We start from the raw sequence: 18,367 nt of genomic DNA, 5'->3' as shown, positions 1-18,367 counted from the left end.
TAATGGTTACAGTAAAAAATGCCGATATCATACCGCTTCTACTGATTAATTAAAATATACTCATGCAGGAGAAATTATATTCTTGTCTTGTGCTATTTCTAGCAGTGTATTTAAATCAACGATTTTGATTGATATTATGGTACAACAATAACGTAGCTTATCTTAAACGGATTAAAAACGGCATTAACCATGGATGAAGGAATGAAAACAAGCCAATGACATTCGCAAAAAAAAGCTTACTTACTGTTGCCATACTGCTAAGTACAATATTAATTGCCATCTTTTGGCTTTATCTTGCCCGCGTTGCTCTTGTAAAGGATATTAGTGAAGAACAGCTTGCGCTGTATCAAGCTAAAATAAGCTGTTTAGACTTTAACATTACCTTTGATTTGAAAATTGAAGTTAGTCGCTTATGCCTGCAAACCCCGCAAGCAGATATTAACATTGAAGCTATGACCATAACGTTAGACTTAGCTGCTAAGCAAAAAATTAAACGTATTGATATTACAACTGCAATAGTAAAAGGAACAGCTGAGCTATTCACAGAACTCAACACCAGCCCACAAGACAGTAAAGATGGAACGTTAGCACAGCAACTCGACCATTATTTAACGCAACTTTCACAAGTGAATTTACCTTTTAACATGAATGTTGCAGATGTACGCTATTCGCCTTTCTCACTTGAAAGTAGCAAAAAAATAACGGCTAACAATACAACAAAAACAACGAGCTATTCTGGCCAATTTTCAGTAGTACAAAATACGGTAGCGTTTTCATTAAATAATCTCCAAGGTACTAGCTTTCTTACCGCTAACTTTTCTGCTAAAAAACCAACAGAGCATCAATTGTCAGCTGAGTTTTCTGGCCAGTTAAAACCTTTAAAGCGCTTTTTATTCACTCATAAACTCCCTGTATCGCCAGCAATACTAGAAATTTTAGAAACGGTTGCAGCCAGCGGCAATTTTCAAAGCGTAGTAAATTATCAAGCAGGTCAATTAACTTTAGCTAGCCAATTGAAAGATTTATTAATCGAAACGACTAAAAGTATTGAAGGCAGTGGTCCATTTACGCTGACTGGGGCGCTTAATCTGCACAGCCAAGTTAATCTCGCGCCAGATGAAAAATCAGCAGATAACCAAGCAATTAACAGTATTGATCTTGAGTTTCAAAAAGATAACATTTTACAGCTACAATTTAGTCATCAATATTTGATTGACTATTTAAGCCAGAACGCTATTTCTGCTGATATTATTAAGCTACTAACAGACAACCCAGTTGATCAATTAACATTCAGCCCAAAAGGCCAGTTAACTTATAACCTGAACAACCAGAAAATTTCTTTATCAGCCCTAAGCTTAAAGGCAAAAATCGATCTGCTAGTGCATCAACTGGACTTAAATAATATCGCATTAGACCTGAGTCATTATCTAAGTTCCGATCTTACTATTGACGAAAATCATCTGCCTTCGCAGATTGAAAGTACTATCACTGACAGCCGTAACACTGAAATTATTAATGCTGAAAGTACTCACCAAAACGAGAACAACGTCAGTACTACTCTGCTAGAATTAAAAACAGTGAAAGTAAATGCACAAAACATCCCCGAGCAGCTTGCTGAGTTAGACTTTCAGCTTGATAGCCCATTGAAATTATCAGCAATGGATAACTTTACTCACTCCCCTATAGAAATAAAACTACAAGGCTCCATAAGCCAAAACCACGAAAAAACAACTATAAGCTTTTTTGAAAACTCATCTTTGACTAGCAACTCTATCGCAATATTATCAAAACAAAAAACAGCTGATAAAAAGCTATTATCGATTAAAAAGTTTTCAACGCAAATACAAGGTAATGTAGAAATACAAAGTCGTATGCAAGTTAAAAATATGGCTCAAATAAAAGAAAAGCCAAGCATTACCTTGAATTTAAATCTAAATAGTCAGGCTCAAAAGTTACGTGCTGGCAAGGTTATTGAAATCAAAACATTGGCTATAAATACTGGCGTTACGGGTAATTTAGATGATATTAAATTGAATGCCACTGCCACTGCCGATAATCTTCTGCTTGGAAACTTAGCGATATCAGGAGCAATAGATAAACCCCATTTCGCCTTAACAGCTAATAGTTTACAACTCACTGAACTGCTCTCGTTAAATATTAAATTACCCAAAAAAGTTGATTTAGTTGACGGTAAGCTAAGTTACAGTATAAAAGGCCAAGTCACTGATTTTAAAAATATTCAGAATACTCCCTTAGCATTATCCGTCGCTATAACATCACTGAGTGGAGAAATAGACGATATTTGGATACAAGAGTTAAATTGGCAGCAAAACTTTCAATTTTCAAATAATGAGTTTAGTACGTTGAATTATGCAACAGAAAACTCATCAGGGAACCTAACGGTGGCACTGATCGATACCCCTACGCCAATAACAAAATTTTCAATTAACACCCGTTGGCGTTATCAAAAAGACTTTACGTTTTCAGCAACAAAACTGAAAGGTAATATTTTAGGTGGCAGCTTCGCCATTCCAAAAATACAATGGCCGCTAGATCAAGATCATTCAGTTGACGTTCAGCTTACTCGTATAGACTTAGAGCAAGTGTTGGCGTTAGACAAGAAGCAAGGTATTGTGGTTACCGGTGATATATCAGGGCAGTTACCTATTCGATATGATGGTGAAAAATATACTATGGAAAAAGGCGAATTACATAATGTTAGTAACGGCCTAATTCAAGTGATAAATAACCCCGCGGTAGATAAGCTTAAAGCCAGTAACACACAACTAAAGTTAGCGTTTGATGCACTGCAAAACTTACACTATCATCAACTGTCCTCTGATGTTTCAATGGCAGACGACGGCTATATGTTATTGCAGACGGTAATCAAAGGCCGAAACCCAGACATCGACAACGATGTAAATCTTAACTTAAACTTAAGCTATGACTTATTAGGCTTGCTTGAATCAATGTCAATTACCGAGCAATTTGAAGAACGTATTATCAAAGGTTTACAAAAACATTAAGGAGTATGTATGAATAAAATACTAACCACAGTGTTAGCTATTTTTATAATAAGTGGCTGTACACATCGGGTAGAAGTTAGCGCCAAAGAGCCCATCACGATTAATTTAAATTTAAAAATTGATCATGAAATCAAAGTAAAAGTCGACAGACAACTTGATGACATATTTAGTGACGATAGCGACGTATTTTAGGGAGTAATTATGAATAAACTTACAAAAAACATTACCAATAGCATAGCCCAAAACATAGTCAAAAAATTTACTTTTGCGCTATTTGCTACCACTATGGCATTTTCCGCATGGGCTATTTCGCTTGACGATGCGAAACAACAAGGCTTAATTGGTGAAATGCAAAATGGTTACTTAGGTGTTGTGGTAGATAGTCCTGAAGCGCAAAGTTTGGTAGAGAATGTTAACGAAAAGCGTAAAAACATTTATCTTAATTTAGCGCGTAAAAATAAAATCACCATGGCACAAGTCACAGCGCTAGCCGGTGAAAAGGCCTTCAGCAAAACGCAGTCTGGTCATTTTATTCAAGATGCGGCCGGAAACTGGGTAAAGAAACAATAACAATATCATCGGAGTGATAAATTATTCGCTTTGAATTAGCATAAGCCCCTAATAACTAAAGTTATTAGGGGCTTATTTTTATCTTTATTTTTATTTTTATTTTGGGTCTATTTGACAAGCCAAAAATTCAAGTACCCTTTTGTGCCTCATTTTTACTGCTGAAAGTTTCATTTCACAAATATCTGCAATTTCCTGAAAATCTAATCCTGTACGGTAGCGCAACAGCATGATATTACGATCATCAAAAGATAAGCTCTCAAGCATTGTTGAAATCAACATAGCTATATCCTCTTCTTCAGGTAATTTAGCTTCAAGGGTATCAAGGTAATCATCATCGTATCGCATTATATCCCAACGACGCTCCCTAATTTTATTAATGCATTCATGGTGTGCTATTTTAAATAACCAAGACTTAAATGATACCACCCACTTAAAGCTTTGCAAATTTGTCAGGGCTTTAATGATAGTTTCTTGCACCGCCTCTTCAGCGTCAGACTGGTTACCAAGCACTTTGACACAATAGCCTTTTAATTTAGGCAAGTATGGGGTGATCAGCTGCTGAAAAAAGCGCGTATCATAAGGTAAGCCCTCTTGCACTAAGGCAACGAGTTGGCGTTCGCTAAACGAATTCAAGTGAAAAGTAGCCTACTGCTTAGTGACTTTATTCGCTAACAAAAAGGTATTAGGTACGGTAATTATTGCTTCTTTTTCACCTATAACTTTAGTCGCAACGCTACCTATTGAAACAAGTGCACCTTTAACTTCTTGTACTTCAATGTTGTCACCCGTTTGATACATTTCTCTGAGGTAAACACCCGCAACAATTTCTTGTGCCATCGACTTTGTACCTATGCCTAAAGAAATAGCCGCGGCAAGGCCAACACTAGCAATAACCACTGAAATAATACTATTGAGCAGCCACACATCAATATCAAGCTGAGTGATAGAAAGCGAAACCGTAATAATGATAATAATGCCACGACAAACCTCTGCCACAGATCGGCCATAATCGACGCCAGTATTTTTTGACGCTATTTTCACAGCGTTAAAAACAATTTGCGCAACAAAAAAACCACAAAGTAATACTGCCAGTGCAGCAAGTAATTTAGGCAAGAAAAGGACGACTGTGTCAATCAAGCCTGACAACATATCAAGTCCAACAATATCTAACGCTGCTAATAAAAATATTAAAAAGATGAAAACCGAAATAATACTTGCGACTATTTGGCTGCCTTTAACTTTTAAGTCCATTTTTTTCAGCAAGGTGTCTAAACCAAGCTTATCTAAGAATGTATTAAAGCCTATTTTTATTAACGATTTATTAAGCAGACGTTTAATTAAACTTGAAATAACCCAACCAGCAAGTAAAAACAGTAACGCAACAATTAAGTCAGGCATAAAGGTAACCACTTTATGCCAAATAGCGAGAAGTCCGTTATAGGTTTTATCCGTAATATTTTCAGTGTTCATTATTCTTCCTACTATTATCAGCCATATTTTTAAATGTTGGCTTTAAAACATTGATAAACAAACCCGCAAATACCACCCAAATTGAGGCCATACCTAGCGAAATTAAATCTTTACTACCTTGTTGCACGTTAGCGGTGTTTTCAGCACGTTTGAATAATTCTTCATCTGATGCAATGAAAGCAACTTCATCTTCACGCTCAAGTTCCTCTATTAAACTTTGCTCTATAATATTCATTGTTCCCCCTAGCTATAATTTTCTACTCTTTAATAACAACGATTTTTAATCTAAAAAGTCACAATAATTTTATTTATATTAGTGACAAAAACTTAGCAGTATCAGTATTGTGGTGAATTTTACGCTAGTTATGAAAAGGTTTGTCACAAATTATTTAAAATATTTTAATTATTAGTGATCTTTATCAAAATAAGCGCCGTATTGTGTGGCGCTTTAAGCAAATAATCGTCAAAATATAGATGCATAATTTAATTAAAAAAATTAATTTGTGACTTTCTATATTCATCTTCGTTATACAAGATAGAAATTATTAAATTATTTAGACCTAAAAAGGAATTACCAAATGAAAACATTTAAAATAACTCTTCTTGCAGCCCTTATCAGTTCACCACTAGCTGCTGAAAATATCGATAAAACATGGGAATTAGGCGTGTTTGGCGACTATATAAAGTCGAGCACCAATAAAGATGCAAAAGCTGATTGGAGCCAAATTGAAGCCGGAAAATCTATCGGTATTGATTTACAGAAAATCATTAACGACTACTGGGATGTGCGCATTGAACTTGCAAAAACTCGCTATGATGTAATCAACGGAAATGACAAAGATTACGGCACACGTGCAGGTATAGACGCTATTTACAAATTAGAAGATAGCGACTTATATGTATTTGCTGGTGTTAAACGTTTTAACAACGTTAAAAGCTACAATGCTGTAAATATTGGTGCTGGTTATAACTTTCAAGTTAGCGACCGTTTATCTTTTTACACTGAAGCCGCTATTTATAAAGATGTTGACTATGGTTTTATCGACCAAGGTGTAAAGCTTGGTCTTAAATATGCATTTGGCGATGTTGAGCAAGCTCCTGTTATTGCTAAGCCTACGCCTGCTGTACAACCTGTAGTTGCTAAAGTTTTAGACAGTGACAACGATGGTGTTGCAGATGGTGTTGACCGTTGTGCTAATACACCAGCAACAGTTAAAGTAGATTCTAAAGGTTGTACTTTATATTCAGAACATGCCGTTGAAATTAAGCTAAACATAGCTTTCGCTAATAACAGCTCGATTGTTCAACCAGCATTAGTTGATGATATCAGACGTTTAGCTGATTTCATGAAGGAATATACAGCGACATCAGTTGAAATTGAAGGACATAGTTCAGCTACCGGTCCTGCTGACTATAACTTAATGCTTTCACAAAAACGTGCAGACGCAGTGAAAAGCATTCTTATCAATAAATTCAACATTGAAGCTAGTCGCCTAACTTCAAAAGGCTACGGCGAGTCTCAGTTATTATCAACAGAGACAACTCGTACTGCTAATCAGTTAAACCGTCGTGTTGTAGCTAAAATAGCAACAAGTGCGAAAAAAATAGTAACTAAGTAATTACTATTAGTTGGTTATCGAGAACGAGGTTGTTTTTAATACTTCGTTCTCAATTCAACTGCAAAATATAGCGCTGTGCCTAAGCCATTTAACAAGTAAAATATTTCAGCTTGGAACGGTTTAGGTACATTTTTATTAATATTAAGGGCATATGATGAGAAAAATGAGCAAGTCTACCTTAGACTTTATTAACAAAAACATTAACACCAATGCTCAAGCATCGTCATATCCAGTACGTAAACAACCAGACATAAAAATAACGCTGCAAGATATAGCCACACCTAATGCAACCACACCTAAGCCATCTTCCACAGCTACTAGCTCACCTATTCTCAAAACTGCTTAAGACAATAATTATTAATCGCGAACACTAACGGTTATTGGCTTACATTTTGCTATATTTAAATACAGTAAATGCCACAAGATTAACTCAACTTCATTTTAGCTAATCTAAACGATTAAAAGCTCTCTACGTAAAATTTCAATATTTTTAAACGCCTTTTAACTTCATTAATACACTGATAATGCGTGTTCACGTACATTTTAATTAGTAGATCAACGACTTTACAAGTAGCTTTATGAACTAATTCTAAAAATAAACGTAGTGTAAATTACAGTCTTTGAAATTTTTTACTTTTAAGAGGGGTCTAGTCCCTCATAGCATTTTAAATAAGTAATATTCAATCCATGATTAATAATAAAAAAATAGGTACTAATAAATGAAATACAGTTTAATCGCTCTTAGCATTCATATCGTTTTTCAAGCTCAAGTAGCGAATGCTCAAGCAGTAGCAGAAACTGAAGCAACAGGTATTGAAGTTATTGAAGTAGCCGGTCAACGTATTATTAATCATGGTTTTTCACCTAAAAACACTAAAATAAGTGGTCCCTTTGGCGATGATTTAGCATTAGCTGACATTGCACGTTCTATGACACCCATTACTAGTGCCATGATGGAACAATTAAACATAACTGACTTACAAGATATTTTAGCTATCTCACCAAGCAGTTATTCAGCAAGTGGTTTTGGTGCACCAAGCCTACCAACGTTACGTGGGCAACTTGGCGAACTGTTTCAAGATGGAATGCGTCGTCAAGCGGGTAATAATGGCTTTGGTGTGCCACTTTCTTTTAATTCTGTTGAGCAGCTTGATGTTATAAAAGGTGCGCCACCCGTGTTATTTGGTAGTAGCCAACGTAACGGCGGTTTTGTTAATTTACAATCTAAACGTGCTTCAACGCAAGAAAGTGCAGCAAAAGTAAAGTTTACTGCTGGTCGTTGGGATCAATACAGTGCACAACTTGATATATCGGCTCCTATAGTTAAAGGTGAAAGTGGCTTTAGGATCAGCGCTGAGCATATTGATAATGGCAGCTTTTACGATCATTCAAGTTTCGAAAGTGACAGCCTTTATGCCGCATTTAGCTTCCTGCCAGATGAGAAAAGCACTTGGGATATAAACGTTGAATTTTACCAAGTTGAATTTACTGACAATGCCGGTATCAACCGACCTACGCAAGCACTGATCGATCATGGCTTATATATAACGGGCCAAGGCGTACAGCCTAATGGCAGCCTTATACCTGGTGCTGGTGCCATCATATCACCTACTGGACAGGTTCAAATCAGCCGCAGTACTGTATTAACCGACCCTGATAACGCAAACGAAGCCGAAACATTTTTACTTCACAGTATATATACGCGCGAATTAAGTGGACAAACACGACTAAAAAACAGCACTTATTATCAGCATTTAACTCGTGATGAAATTGCTCAAAATAGCTTTGTGGAAATTATAGATGCCGCAGATACGGCACAAAATAGACTAGAACTAAGTCATGATTGGAACAACCAACAACAAACCATTTTCGCCTTTGATGTTCGTTACAATAAAGTACGCGGTTATAGCCAATTTACTACCGAGGCTGACGACCCTATCGATTTAACAGGGCCCATTGAAAATCGACGCATTCCACTTACACTTGAACAACAAGCTAGACTTGTAGAACTCAGCCCCGGTGTGTTTGTTTCACCCGGTGGACAATATGATATAAATAATGACAACGTGGGTGATTTTTCATTATCTGATACTACCGACTCTACTAGCTGGCAGACAGGCTTTGCTATTCAACAAGATAGTCAATGGAGCGAACGTTTAAGAACAAACTTTGGTTACCGTATCGACTTTTATGACGTAGAAGCCAGAGATCCTATTGCACCTGTAGGTCAAGTAGCAGCGCAAGATAGCATTAATAAAATATTACACTCAGGACAAGCTAGTATTAATTATAAGCTTGATACTGATTTAACCATTTATGCGGCAACAAGCTACAACGAAGCAACATCAAACAGTATGGCCGGTGGTAATTCACTAGGCGGTGACAATTTGATCAGTGAACAGAACTTTGCCACTGAAAACACCCTCAATGAAGTCGGTATTAAATATATCCCAGACAATAGTGCTTGGTATCTTGATGGTTCAATATTTAATCAACGTCGTAGTTTACGTAATCGCGACGGTAGTAACACAGGTATAAAAACCAAAGGTGTTGAACTGCAAGTTTTTTATGACGCTGCACCTTACTGGTTTAACGTTAGTTACAGCTACCTTGATGCTCGATATGATAACTCAGCTAGCAGTCAAAGCTCATCACAAATAGCCGATGCCTTTGATAATTCACGCCCTGATATTATTCAAGGGTCCAGTGTTGGTGCGCCAAGCTTTACTGCATTTGCGCCATCTACTCGACGTGTTCAAGGTATTCCAGAGCAATCTTTAAGTGTTAATGGTGGCATTTATCTAAGCGAATATTGGCAAGCAGGTTTTGCCGCTTTATATACTTCTAGTTACCCGCTAGATTATTTGGCAACGGTGAACATACGCGATCAATACACCTTAGGTCTTAATACCAGTTATACCATAGCCGAAAACACTAAAGTGCGTTTCGATATTAATAACGTCACTAATCAAAAAAATTGGCGCCCCGTGTTTGAAGGGGGATATTTTGGCTCAACATTAGTTTTCCCTGAATTGCCTATCAATGCCAAACTCACTTTAACGCACAGTTTTTAAGGACACATTTCATGTTTAAGAAAGTCTTATTATTAGTTATTGCTATTACGCTAGTAGCATTGTTTTTTCATTACGATTTAAACCAATTACTTACGCTAGAAGGTCTGAAAGGATCAATGGATCAATTTGGCGAGTGGCGTGAACAATCACCAATATTAATCATCGGTGGTTTCTTTGCCTTGTACGTTTTAGTCGCTGCACTTTCGTTACCTGGCGCGGCCATTTTAACCTTGGCTGCTGGTGCTTTATTTGGTTTAGTTGAAGGCTTTATTATTGTTTCATTTGCCTCAAGCATTGGCGCACTATTAGCCTTTTTAGTCTCACGCTATTTATTACGTGAAAGCATTAAAAAGAAGTTTCCTGAACGCTTAAAAGCTATTGATGAAGGTGTTCAAAGAGAAGGCGCGTTTTATTTATTTACATTGCGCTTAGTACCTGTTTTTCCGTTCTTTTTAGTCAATTTATTAATGGGCGTTACTGGCATAAAAGCTTGGACGTTTTATTGGGTAAGCCAACTAGGTATGCTTGCCGGAACTGTAGTTTATGTTAACGCCGGCACACAGCTAGCTGACATAGAAAGCTTGTCAGGTATATTATCGCCTAAGCTTATCTTCTCTTTTGTTTTATTAGGGCTCTTACCTTTAATTGGCAAAGCAATTGTTAATAAAATAAAGCAACGTAAAGTTTATAAAAAATGGCAAAAACCAAAAAGTTTTGACCGTAATTTATTAGTTATCGGTGCGGGTGCTGGTGGTTTAGTAACGAGTTATATTGCAGCAGCAGTAAAAGCGAAAGTTACGTTAATTGAAGCGGGTGAGATGGGTGGCGACTGCTTAAACTATGGCTGTGTACCCAGTAAAGCGATCATTAAAAGTGCAAAAATTGTCGATCAAATTAAACATGGCGAACACTACGGTTTAGAAAACGCTACACCACAATTTTCCTTCAAGAAAGTCATGGCTCGTGTTCATCAAGTTATCGCTGATATTGCCCCGCATGACAGTGTTGAACGCTACACTGACTTAGGTGTAGAAGTTATTAAAGGCTACGGAAAGTTAATTAACCCATGGACGGTAGAAATTAAACTTAACGATGGCACCATGCAAACACTCACCGCTCGCAGTATTGTTATTGCAACCGGCGCTCGTCCATTTGTACCGCCATTACCGGGTATTGAAGACAGTGGTTACGTTACCAGTGATACTTTATGGACAGAATTTGCCAAACTCGATACTGCGCCGAAAAAATTAGTCGTATTAGGCGGCGGACCTATAGGCAGTGAACTTGCACAAAGTTTCGCTCGTTTAGGTTCACAAGTCATACAAATTGAAATGGCTGAGCGCATTATGATCAGAGAAGACTTGGAAGTCTCTGAATTTGCCAGTCAGTCTTTACAAAAAAGTGGTGTTAATATCCTGACCTCACATCAAGCTTTACGTTGTGAGCAACGCGATGGTAAAAAATTCATCATTGTTAAAAACCTTAAGCACGAGCAAGGTTCAGAGCAAGAAGAAGAAATGGCTATCGAATACGACGAGTTATTGTGTGCTGTTGGCCGCTCTGCCCGCTTGAAAGGTTACGGTCTTGAAGAATTAGGTATCGAAACTAATCGTACTATTCAAACTAATGACTACTTAGAAACGTTATACCCTAATATATTTGCGGCGGGCGATATTGTTGGTCCTTATCAGTTTACTCATGTTGCCGCTCATCAGGGTTGGTATGCTGCAGTTAATGCATTGTTTGGCACTTTTAAGAAGTTTAAAGTCGATTATCGTGTTATCCCATGGGCGACATTTATTGACCCAGAAGTAGCGCGTGTTGGTATTAATGAGCAAGAAGCGATAGAGCAAGGCATTGACTACGAAATAACCCGCTTTGACTTTGAAGAGTTAGACCGAGCTATTACTGACAGTGCTGCTAACGGTTTTATCAAAGTGATCACGCCAAAAGGCAAAGATAAAATACTCGGCGTCACTATTGTTTCTGAACATGCCGGTGATTTAATTGCAGAATTTGTTTTAGCGATGAAACATGGTTTAGGATTAAACAAAATATTAGGCACAATTCACAGTTACCCAACATGGGCTGAAGGTAATAAATACGCCGCTGGCGAATGGAAACGTAACCATGCACCTGAAACCGTTTTAAGCTGGTTAGAGAAGTTCCATACGTGGAGAAGAGGTTAATACTCATGGTTAACTTAAACAAAGCCCTATTAAGGGCTAAATCTTTACCGTTAGCTTTATTGTTAGTGTTAAGTACAGTTTATAGCGCCATTAGTGTGGCGCAAGAAACCTTGCATCAACCATGGCAAACGTTATTAGCTCAGCATGTAAAGCCGATAAATAATGGTCATTCAAGCCAAGTAGATTACGCGGGCATGAAAATGGAACGAGCGCAGTTAAAAGCTTATTTAGCTGCACTTGGTTCAGTTGATAAAGACGTGTTTGCTCAATGGCCAGCACCTAAGCAATTGGCTTTTTTAATCAACGCTTATAATGCTTGGACCGTTGAGTTTATTTTAACCGCATATCCAGATTTAGCATCAATTAAAGATTTGGGTAGCTTTTTTAGTTCGCCATGGAGTAAAAAATTTATTCCATTACTCGGCGAAACACGCAGCTTAGATAATATTGAACACCAATTAATTCGTGGCGATAATAAATATGGTGACCCACGTATTCATTTTGCCGTTAATTGTGCCAGTATTGGTTGCCCTGCTTTGCGTGAAGAAGCTTATAGTGCAGAAAAATTAGAGCAACAGTTAAACGAACAAACGGTGCGTTTTTTAACAGATACAAGCCGTAACCGTTTTAACGACAGTTCAATGGAGCTTTCTGCTATTTTTAAATGGTATGGTGATGACTTCGCTTTAGGCTTTCGTGGCAGTAATTCTTTACCTGCTTTTATATTGCTTTATCATGAAGCATTAAATTTAACACCCGCTCAACTAGCATTATTAAAGTCTGAAAAAATGGATAATAAATTTTTAAATTATGATTGGGCACTCAATGCTGCGAGGTAAGCTTCAGCATCTAATGAGTAGTAAAAAGAGTCGTTTAACGACTCTTTTTACTTATGTTTGTCTGAATAAATTTATTATTTCATTATCCAGTAAGCAAACATCTGACTTAAAAGCACAACGTCCTACAACCTCAAAAGTAACAGCCTTTATTGAGAAATTTTGGCAGTTAACCATTATATCAGTCGCCCTACTACCCTTATCATCATTAAGTTATGCCGAACTTTCTTCAGCTGTAATCACTGATCAAACCGCCATATCAGATGAATTATCTGGTAAAAAATCTGGTGAAACATCAGCAGCAAAATCGCCTGAAGTATTAACCCAAAAAACAACCTTAAAAACTCGTTGGAATACCATTGAAGCATCAGGTAAAAATCACTCCGTATACTTTCATGCTTGGGGCGGTGACCCACAAATTAATAGTTATATTCAGTGGTTAGCAAAGCGAGTAAAACAATTACATAATATCGACTTACACCATGTAAAATTAACCGACACCAGTGAAGCTGTTAGCCGTGTATTAGCAGAAAAGTCGGCAGAGAACCATCAGCAAGGGCAAGTTGATTTAGTCTGGATTAACGGCGAAAACTTTGCATCTATGGCTCAATATCAACTTTTAGCTAAAGGCTGGGTTGCGCAATTACCTAATTTTTCGTTGACTAACCCTAGTGAGAATGAGGCCATGACCCGTGATTTCGGTCTGCCAACACAAGGCATGGAAGCTCCTTGGGGGCAAGCGTCGCTGACTTTTTATTACACGCCGACGCATCAAAGCAATGAATTTAATTTTGCACAGCATAGCTATCAAGAGAGTATTCAACATGCGCCTAAAGATGTTCAGCAACTACTCACTTGGGCTGAGCAAAACCCTGGGCGTTTTACTTACCCCAAACCGCCTGATTTCTTATCGTTAAGTTTTCTTAAATATGCGCTTATCGCATTAAACCAATTTCAAACAGAGCAAATAAAATCAGGTTTGTATCAAGCAGTAACACCACTAAGCCAAGCTGCGTTGTTACCCGTTTTATGGCGCTACTTAGATAAGTTACACCCTAACTTATGGCACCAAGGACAATACTTTGTTGCCAGTGGCACTGCACTGCAAAGGCTAGTGGGTGACGGTGAAATAAATCTTGGTTTCACCTTTTCTGCGGCGCAAATTCCAGCGTCTGTCGCGCGATATAACTTACCCGAAAACACCCGAAGTTTTGTTATGCAAGATGGCAGCTTAAGTAATATACATTTTGTTGCTATTCCTTATAATGCGGCGAATAGTAACTCAGCAAAAGTAGTTGCTAATTTTATGCTCAGCGTTGAAGCACAAGCAAAAAAACAACAAGCTGAAGTTTGGGGTGATAGTACCGTTATCGATGTTTCACAATTACCGTCACCGCAACAATTATTGTTTAGTACAAATAAGCAGTCTCCAAGTGCATTACCGATCAGCAGTAAAATAAAAGCATTAAGTGAACCTCACCCTAGCTGGTCTAAACTCATCAGCCGTGAATGGCTGAAACGCTATGGGGCGCAATAATTTATGAGCAATTCATTGATCACTAAAACTAAAACTAAAACGCGTGATAGCTTTTTTAGCACGATAGTTAACATTAGCCCTAAACTGTTAATGACCATATTAATTTTGCCAGTACTTGGTGGCTTACTTGGCGTAATATTACCCGCGTTTGGCTGGCTTCCGGCCTTAGATAAAACCCAGTTTAACTTGCAAGGGTTTGAGCAATTAATGCAAACACCCGGTATAGCGCAGATGATAGGTTTGAGCTTTTTCACCAGCATTGTCAGTGGCTTGCTAGCGTTTATTATCACATTATTATTAATCGCAACATATTTCGACAGCCCTTGGTTAGCGCGCATCCAGCGTTTACTAGGGCCCATTTTAGTTATTCCACATGCGGCAGCCGCAATTGCCATTGCATTTTTAATTACGCCGTCGGGTATGATCGCCCGTTTACTATCACCATGGATAACCGGGTGGCAAAGCCCAATTGACTGGCTTCTACCTCACGACCCATACGGTATAAGCATTATCATGGGGTTAACGCTAAAAGAACTGCCCTTTCTATTACTGATGACGTTAAGTGCTATTGCTCAACCAGCGCTCAATATTAAGTTGCGCGCTCAATATCGTCTCGCCCTTAGCTTAGGTTATTACCCAATGACCGCCTTTTTCAAAGCGGTATTGCCAAACATATATCCATTAATGCGCTTACCCATATTAGCCATACTCGCCTACGCGAGTGCTAGTGTAGAAATGCCATTAATACTAGGTCCAAATACACCACCGACATTAGCCGTGGCGATAATGAATTGGTTTCATGATGTTGATTTAAGTTTGCGAATAAAAGCATCTGCAGGAGCCTTATTACAGCTACTGATTACCGTTGCAGTTCTCATTACATGGTGGATATTAGAAAAGTTAACACTGGCTATAACCTGCAAAAGCCTCAGCAATGGTCAACGCCAGTACGGCGATATTTTGTGGGCTAAAGTCATCAGTATTTTTACCGTTTTGTTGATCAGCTCTATTGCGCTAGCATTACTTGGCATGGTGTTTTGGTCGTTTGCTGGCTACTGGCAGTTTCCGTTAGCCTTACCTGAGCAATGGGTGCTTCTGCATTGGAAGTCTGCACTGATACAAGTACAAACCCCCATCATAAACTCACTCAGTATCGGTTTAGTGTCAACAAGTGTTGCGGTCATTTTAACTTTACTAACCTTAGAGTTTGAAAAACAAAATGGTGCTCAACTTTCAAATTACAGTAGTTTGATTATTTATTTACCGCTGATGATCCCCTCCATTGCTTTTTTATTTGGTTTAGTTTGGTTACAAGAAGCCCTGCACAGTAAAACAACCTTTATAAATGTCGCTTTGGCACATCTATTGTTTGTTTTACCCTACGTATTTTTATCTTTAGCAACTAGTTACCGTAAACTGGATCCTCGGTATGCCCAAGTTGCAGCAAGCCTAGGCGCCTCACCTTTAAAGATATTTTTACAGGTGAGTTTACCGCAACTACTTATGCCTATTTTAATGGCCAGTGCTTTAGGGCTTGCTATTAGCTTTAGTCAATACTTACCTACGATACTTGTTGGCGGTGGTCGATTGAATACTGTCACTACTGAAGCGGTAAGCTTAGCCAATGGCGCTAGTCGTCGCACCAGTGCCGTATACGCACTCATACAAATGCTATTACCTGCTATTGCTTTTTCCATGATATGGCTAGTATCGACACGACAAAACAAACAAAGAGCGCAACAGATGAAAACCGAGGTTACCTTATGAACCCCACTGGCGAGAACAACAGTTTACAGATAGAAAATTTAACCATATCACGAGATAAAGCCCCGCTATTATCACTTAATGAAACAATAAAAGGTGGTGAGGTGTTAACCATTATGGGCCCTTCTGGCAGTGGTAAGTCAACTTTATTGAACTGGCTAACGGGTATGTTACCTAAAGGATTTAATGCCGATGGTAATGTACATTTAAATGGCGCTAATATTACCCACACAGCAAGTTATCAACGCCATATGGGTTTGCTGTATCAAGACGCATTGTTGTTTCCGCATTTATCAGTTGCTGATAACATTGCTTTTGCCATGCCAAAAGGTGATAAAAAAGCTAGGGCAACAAAAATTAGCTTCGCCCTCGCTGAAGTTGGTTTAGCAGGTTTAGATCATCGTCATCCCGACAGTTTATCAGGCGGACAACAAGCACGAGTGGCACTTTTAAGGGTGTTATTAAGTCAACCTAAAGCTATATTATTAGATGAGCCGTTCAGTAAGTTAGATAGTCAATTACGCCAAGAAACCCGACAGTTGGTTTTTGAGCAAATAAAGCAACACAAGTTACCCGCTATAATGGTGACCCATGATGAGTCTGATGCGATTGCCGCTAACGGTAAAGTTATTCACTTGTCGATGAATTAGTCGATGAACTAGTCGATAAATTAGTCAATGAATGAGCTAATATCAACGTAAATGCGCCATAAACATAAAATAGTTAAGAAGAAATTTCATGTTAGATAAATATATTACACCCGTGATAAAGCCCTTATTACATCCAGTAGTGAGTCTTTTAGATAAAAAAAACGTAACGGCTGATCAACTCACCGTTATTGGTTTTATTATAGGTTTATTTGCCGTGCCTTTATTGGCCTTTAATTTGTGGGATTTTGCCTTAGCGGCCATTATTTTAAATCGAATATTTGACGGTTTAGATGGCGCACTAGCGCGGCACCAAAATAGCAGCACAAGTGCTGGCGGCTTTTTAGATATTTGCCTCGACTTTTTGTTTTATGCTGCTATACCTTTAGGCTTTGCTCTAGCCAACCCTGAACATAATGCATTAGCTGCTGCGGTATTATTAGCGGTATTTATTGGTACAGGTTCCAGTTTTTTAGCTTTTGCTATTCCGGCAGAAAAATTCAACTTAGAAAAACCCCAATTTGCTTACAAAAGTTTTTATTATTTAAACGGCTTAACCGAAGGTACCGAAACCATAGCTGTTTTCATCGCATTTTGTTTATGGCCGCAATATTTTGCTGAACTCGCTTATGGCTTTGCTTTTTTAGCGGGTATAACAATAGTTACAAGAGTGTATGGTGGTTATCATACCTTGAAATTACAGACGATAAATATTCAAGCCTCTGCTAAAGAAAGTGCAGATACAAGCAATATTAAAACGGATAGCTAGATGACCGATGCCAGTTTACGATTAAGTATATTTTTCATCATTTTACTGACTATGCTCGTGCTAGAAAGTTGTTTCCCTGCACGAAAAAGCAAGCTGACTAAGCGCGTACGTTGGTTAGGTAACTTCTCACTTTTAATTATATCGTCAGTCGTCGCTAGGTTATTAGTGCCTATTGGTGTTACCGGCATTGCTCTATACGCTTCATCACAAGGGTTAGGGCTATTCAATAATATTAACTTACCCAACTGGCTGATCATCACCTTAAGCGTATTGTTATTAGATTTAATGATTTACTGGCAGCATCGAATATTTCACCTTGTGCCCATGTTATGGCGTTTTCATAAAGTACATCATGCTGATAGTCATATCGATGCCAGTACAGGCTTGCGCTTTCATCCTATTGAAATTTTGTTAAGCATATTACTTAAAGGTTTAGCTGTGCTATTACTCGGAATACCTGCTATTGCTGTAATTATTTTTGAAGTAGCCCTTAATGGTTTTGCATTATTTAATCATGCCAATATTCGATTACCTCGTTGGTTAGAGTACCCATTACGCGCCATACTGATTACACAAGTATTACACCGTATTCATCATAGCCAAGTGGTTGAAGAAACTAATAGTAATTATGGTTTTAGTGTCAGTTGGTGGGACAGGTTATTTGGGAGTTATAAATCTCAAGCTAAGAAGCCTGATGAAGATTTAGATATCGGCCTTAAAAGCTATAAGGCCGATAATAAAACAGCAACGTTGTTGTCATTACTAAAAATGCCTTTTGACAAAAATTAGCCGGCAATATAGTTACTAACCTGAGCACAACGCCGGGGCATAAACGTTTAATGCAATAAGTTACCGGCTTCCTTATC

16 protein-coding genes are annotated in these 18,367 nt (G+C 38.1%); 13 read left to right on the top strand and 3 right to left on the bottom strand.

Translation table 11 applies throughout. From position 1 onward, the window contains the following. The first annotated feature begins 215 nt into the window (after nucleotides 1-215). From B5D82_RS05785 to B5D82_RS05775, 3 genes are all read left to right on the top strand, one after another. A complete protein-coding gene (locus B5D82_RS05785; protein ID WP_081149903.1) occupies nucleotides 216-3,026 on the top strand; it encodes an intermembrane phospholipid transport YdbH family protein in 2,811 nt (936 codons plus the stop codon). Nucleotides 3,027-3,035: 9 nt separating this feature from the next. Then, on the top strand, nucleotides 3,036-3,218 hold the full coding sequence (locus B5D82_RS05780) for a YnbE family lipoprotein (RefSeq protein ID WP_081149901.1): 183 nt from the start codon (nucleotides 3,036-3,038) through the stop codon (nucleotides 3,216-3,218). Nucleotides 3,219-3,311: 93 nt separating this feature from the next. Then, nucleotides 3,312-3,596, top strand: coding sequence for a YdbL family probable chaperone protein (locus B5D82_RS05775; protein WP_245807615.1), 285 nt, complete (start codon nucleotides 3,312-3,314; stop codon nucleotides 3,594-3,596). Nucleotides 3,597-3,692: 96 nt separating this feature from the next. Here the strand turns inward: B5D82_RS05775 and sigX are convergent, their stop codons facing one another. Genes sigX through B5D82_RS05760 form a run of 3 tightly spaced genes read right to left on the bottom strand, consistent with a single transcriptional unit; the run spans nucleotide 3,693 to nucleotide 5,301 of the window. After that, the gene (gene sigX, locus B5D82_RS05770) at nucleotides 3,693-4,229 is read right to left on the bottom strand and encodes an RNA polymerase sigma factor SigX (RefSeq protein WP_081149898.1); all 537 of its coding nucleotides are present in this window, start codon (nucleotides 4,227-4,229) and stop codon (nucleotides 3,693-3,695) included. Between the two features lie 12 nt (nucleotides 4,230-4,241). Next, nucleotides 4,242-5,066 (bottom strand): mechanosensitive ion channel family protein, encoded by an 825-nt coding sequence (locus tag B5D82_RS05765; RefSeq protein ID WP_081149896.1) that lies wholly within the window; start codon nucleotides 5,064-5,066, stop codon nucleotides 4,242-4,244. Next, complete coding sequence (locus tag B5D82_RS05760) at nucleotides 5,056-5,301, bottom strand: hypothetical protein (RefSeq protein WP_081149895.1); 246 nt, start codon at nucleotides 5,299-5,301, stop codon at nucleotides 5,056-5,058. Before B5D82_RS05760 ends, B5D82_RS05765 begins: the two co-directional genes overlap by 11 nt. A gap of 343 nt (nucleotides 5,302-5,644) precedes the next feature. Between B5D82_RS05760 and B5D82_RS05755 the strand changes: the two genes are divergently transcribed. The 10 genes from B5D82_RS05755 to B5D82_RS05710 all read left to right on the top strand — a co-directional run bounded on the left by B5D82_RS05755 (nucleotide 5,645) and on the right by B5D82_RS05710 (nucleotide 18,290). After that, nucleotides 5,645-6,685: an OmpA family protein gene (locus tag B5D82_RS05755; RefSeq protein WP_081149893.1), complete on the top strand. Its 1,041-nt coding sequence runs from the start codon at nucleotides 5,645-5,647 to the stop codon at nucleotides 6,683-6,685. A gap of 163 nt (nucleotides 6,686-6,848) precedes the next feature. Then, nucleotides 6,849-7,031, top strand: a complete 183-nt coding sequence (locus B5D82_RS05750) for a hypothetical protein (protein WP_157673846.1) — start codon at nucleotides 6,849-6,851, stop codon at nucleotides 7,029-7,031. A 373-nt stretch (nucleotides 7,032-7,404) separates the two neighbouring features. Then, a complete protein-coding gene (locus tag B5D82_RS05745; protein ID WP_081149890.1) occupies nucleotides 7,405-9,759 on the top strand; it encodes a TonB-dependent receptor in 2,355 nt (784 codons plus the stop codon). Nucleotides 9,760-9,770: 11 nt separating this feature from the next. Continuing rightward, nucleotides 9,771-11,948 (top strand): FAD-dependent oxidoreductase, encoded by a 2,178-nt coding sequence (locus B5D82_RS05740; protein WP_081149888.1) that lies wholly within the window; start codon nucleotides 9,771-9,773, stop codon nucleotides 11,946-11,948. A gap of 5 nt (nucleotides 11,949-11,953) precedes the next feature. Then, entirely contained in the window at nucleotides 11,954-12,787 is an 834-nt protein-coding gene (locus B5D82_RS05735; protein ID WP_081149887.1) for a DUF547 domain-containing protein, read from the top strand. A 13-nt stretch (nucleotides 12,788-12,800) separates the two neighbouring features. Beyond that, entirely contained in the window at nucleotides 12,801-14,321 is a 1,521-nt protein-coding gene (locus B5D82_RS05730; RefSeq protein ID WP_081149885.1) for an ABC transporter substrate-binding protein, read from the top strand. A gap of 3 nt (nucleotides 14,322-14,324) precedes the next feature. Beyond that, nucleotides 14,325-16,088, top strand: coding sequence for an ABC transporter permease (locus tag B5D82_RS05725; protein ID WP_081149884.1), 1,764 nt, complete (start codon nucleotides 14,325-14,327; stop codon nucleotides 16,086-16,088). After that, entirely contained in the window at nucleotides 16,085-16,735 is a 651-nt protein-coding gene (locus tag B5D82_RS05720; RefSeq protein WP_081149882.1) for an ATP-binding cassette domain-containing protein, read from the top strand. Before B5D82_RS05725 ends, B5D82_RS05720 begins: the two co-directional genes overlap by 4 nt. Nucleotides 16,736-16,823: 88 nt before the next feature. Next, nucleotides 16,824-17,501: a CDP-alcohol phosphatidyltransferase family protein gene (locus B5D82_RS05715; protein ID WP_081149881.1), complete on the top strand. Its 678-nt coding sequence runs from the start codon at nucleotides 16,824-16,826 to the stop codon at nucleotides 17,499-17,501. Next, complete coding sequence (locus B5D82_RS05710) at nucleotides 17,502-18,290, top strand: sterol desaturase family protein (protein ID WP_081149879.1); 789 nt, start codon at nucleotides 17,502-17,504, stop codon at nucleotides 18,288-18,290. It abuts the gene before it with no gap. The last annotated feature ends 77 nt before the right edge of the window (nucleotides 18,291-18,367 follow it).

The sequence above is a fragment of the Cognaticolwellia beringensis genome (genome assembly GCF_002076895.1).
GTDB classification, from domain to species: Bacteria; Pseudomonadota; Gammaproteobacteria; order Enterobacterales; family Alteromonadaceae; genus Cognaticolwellia; species Cognaticolwellia beringensis.
This window is presented reverse-complemented; position numbering and strand designations above follow the sequence as displayed.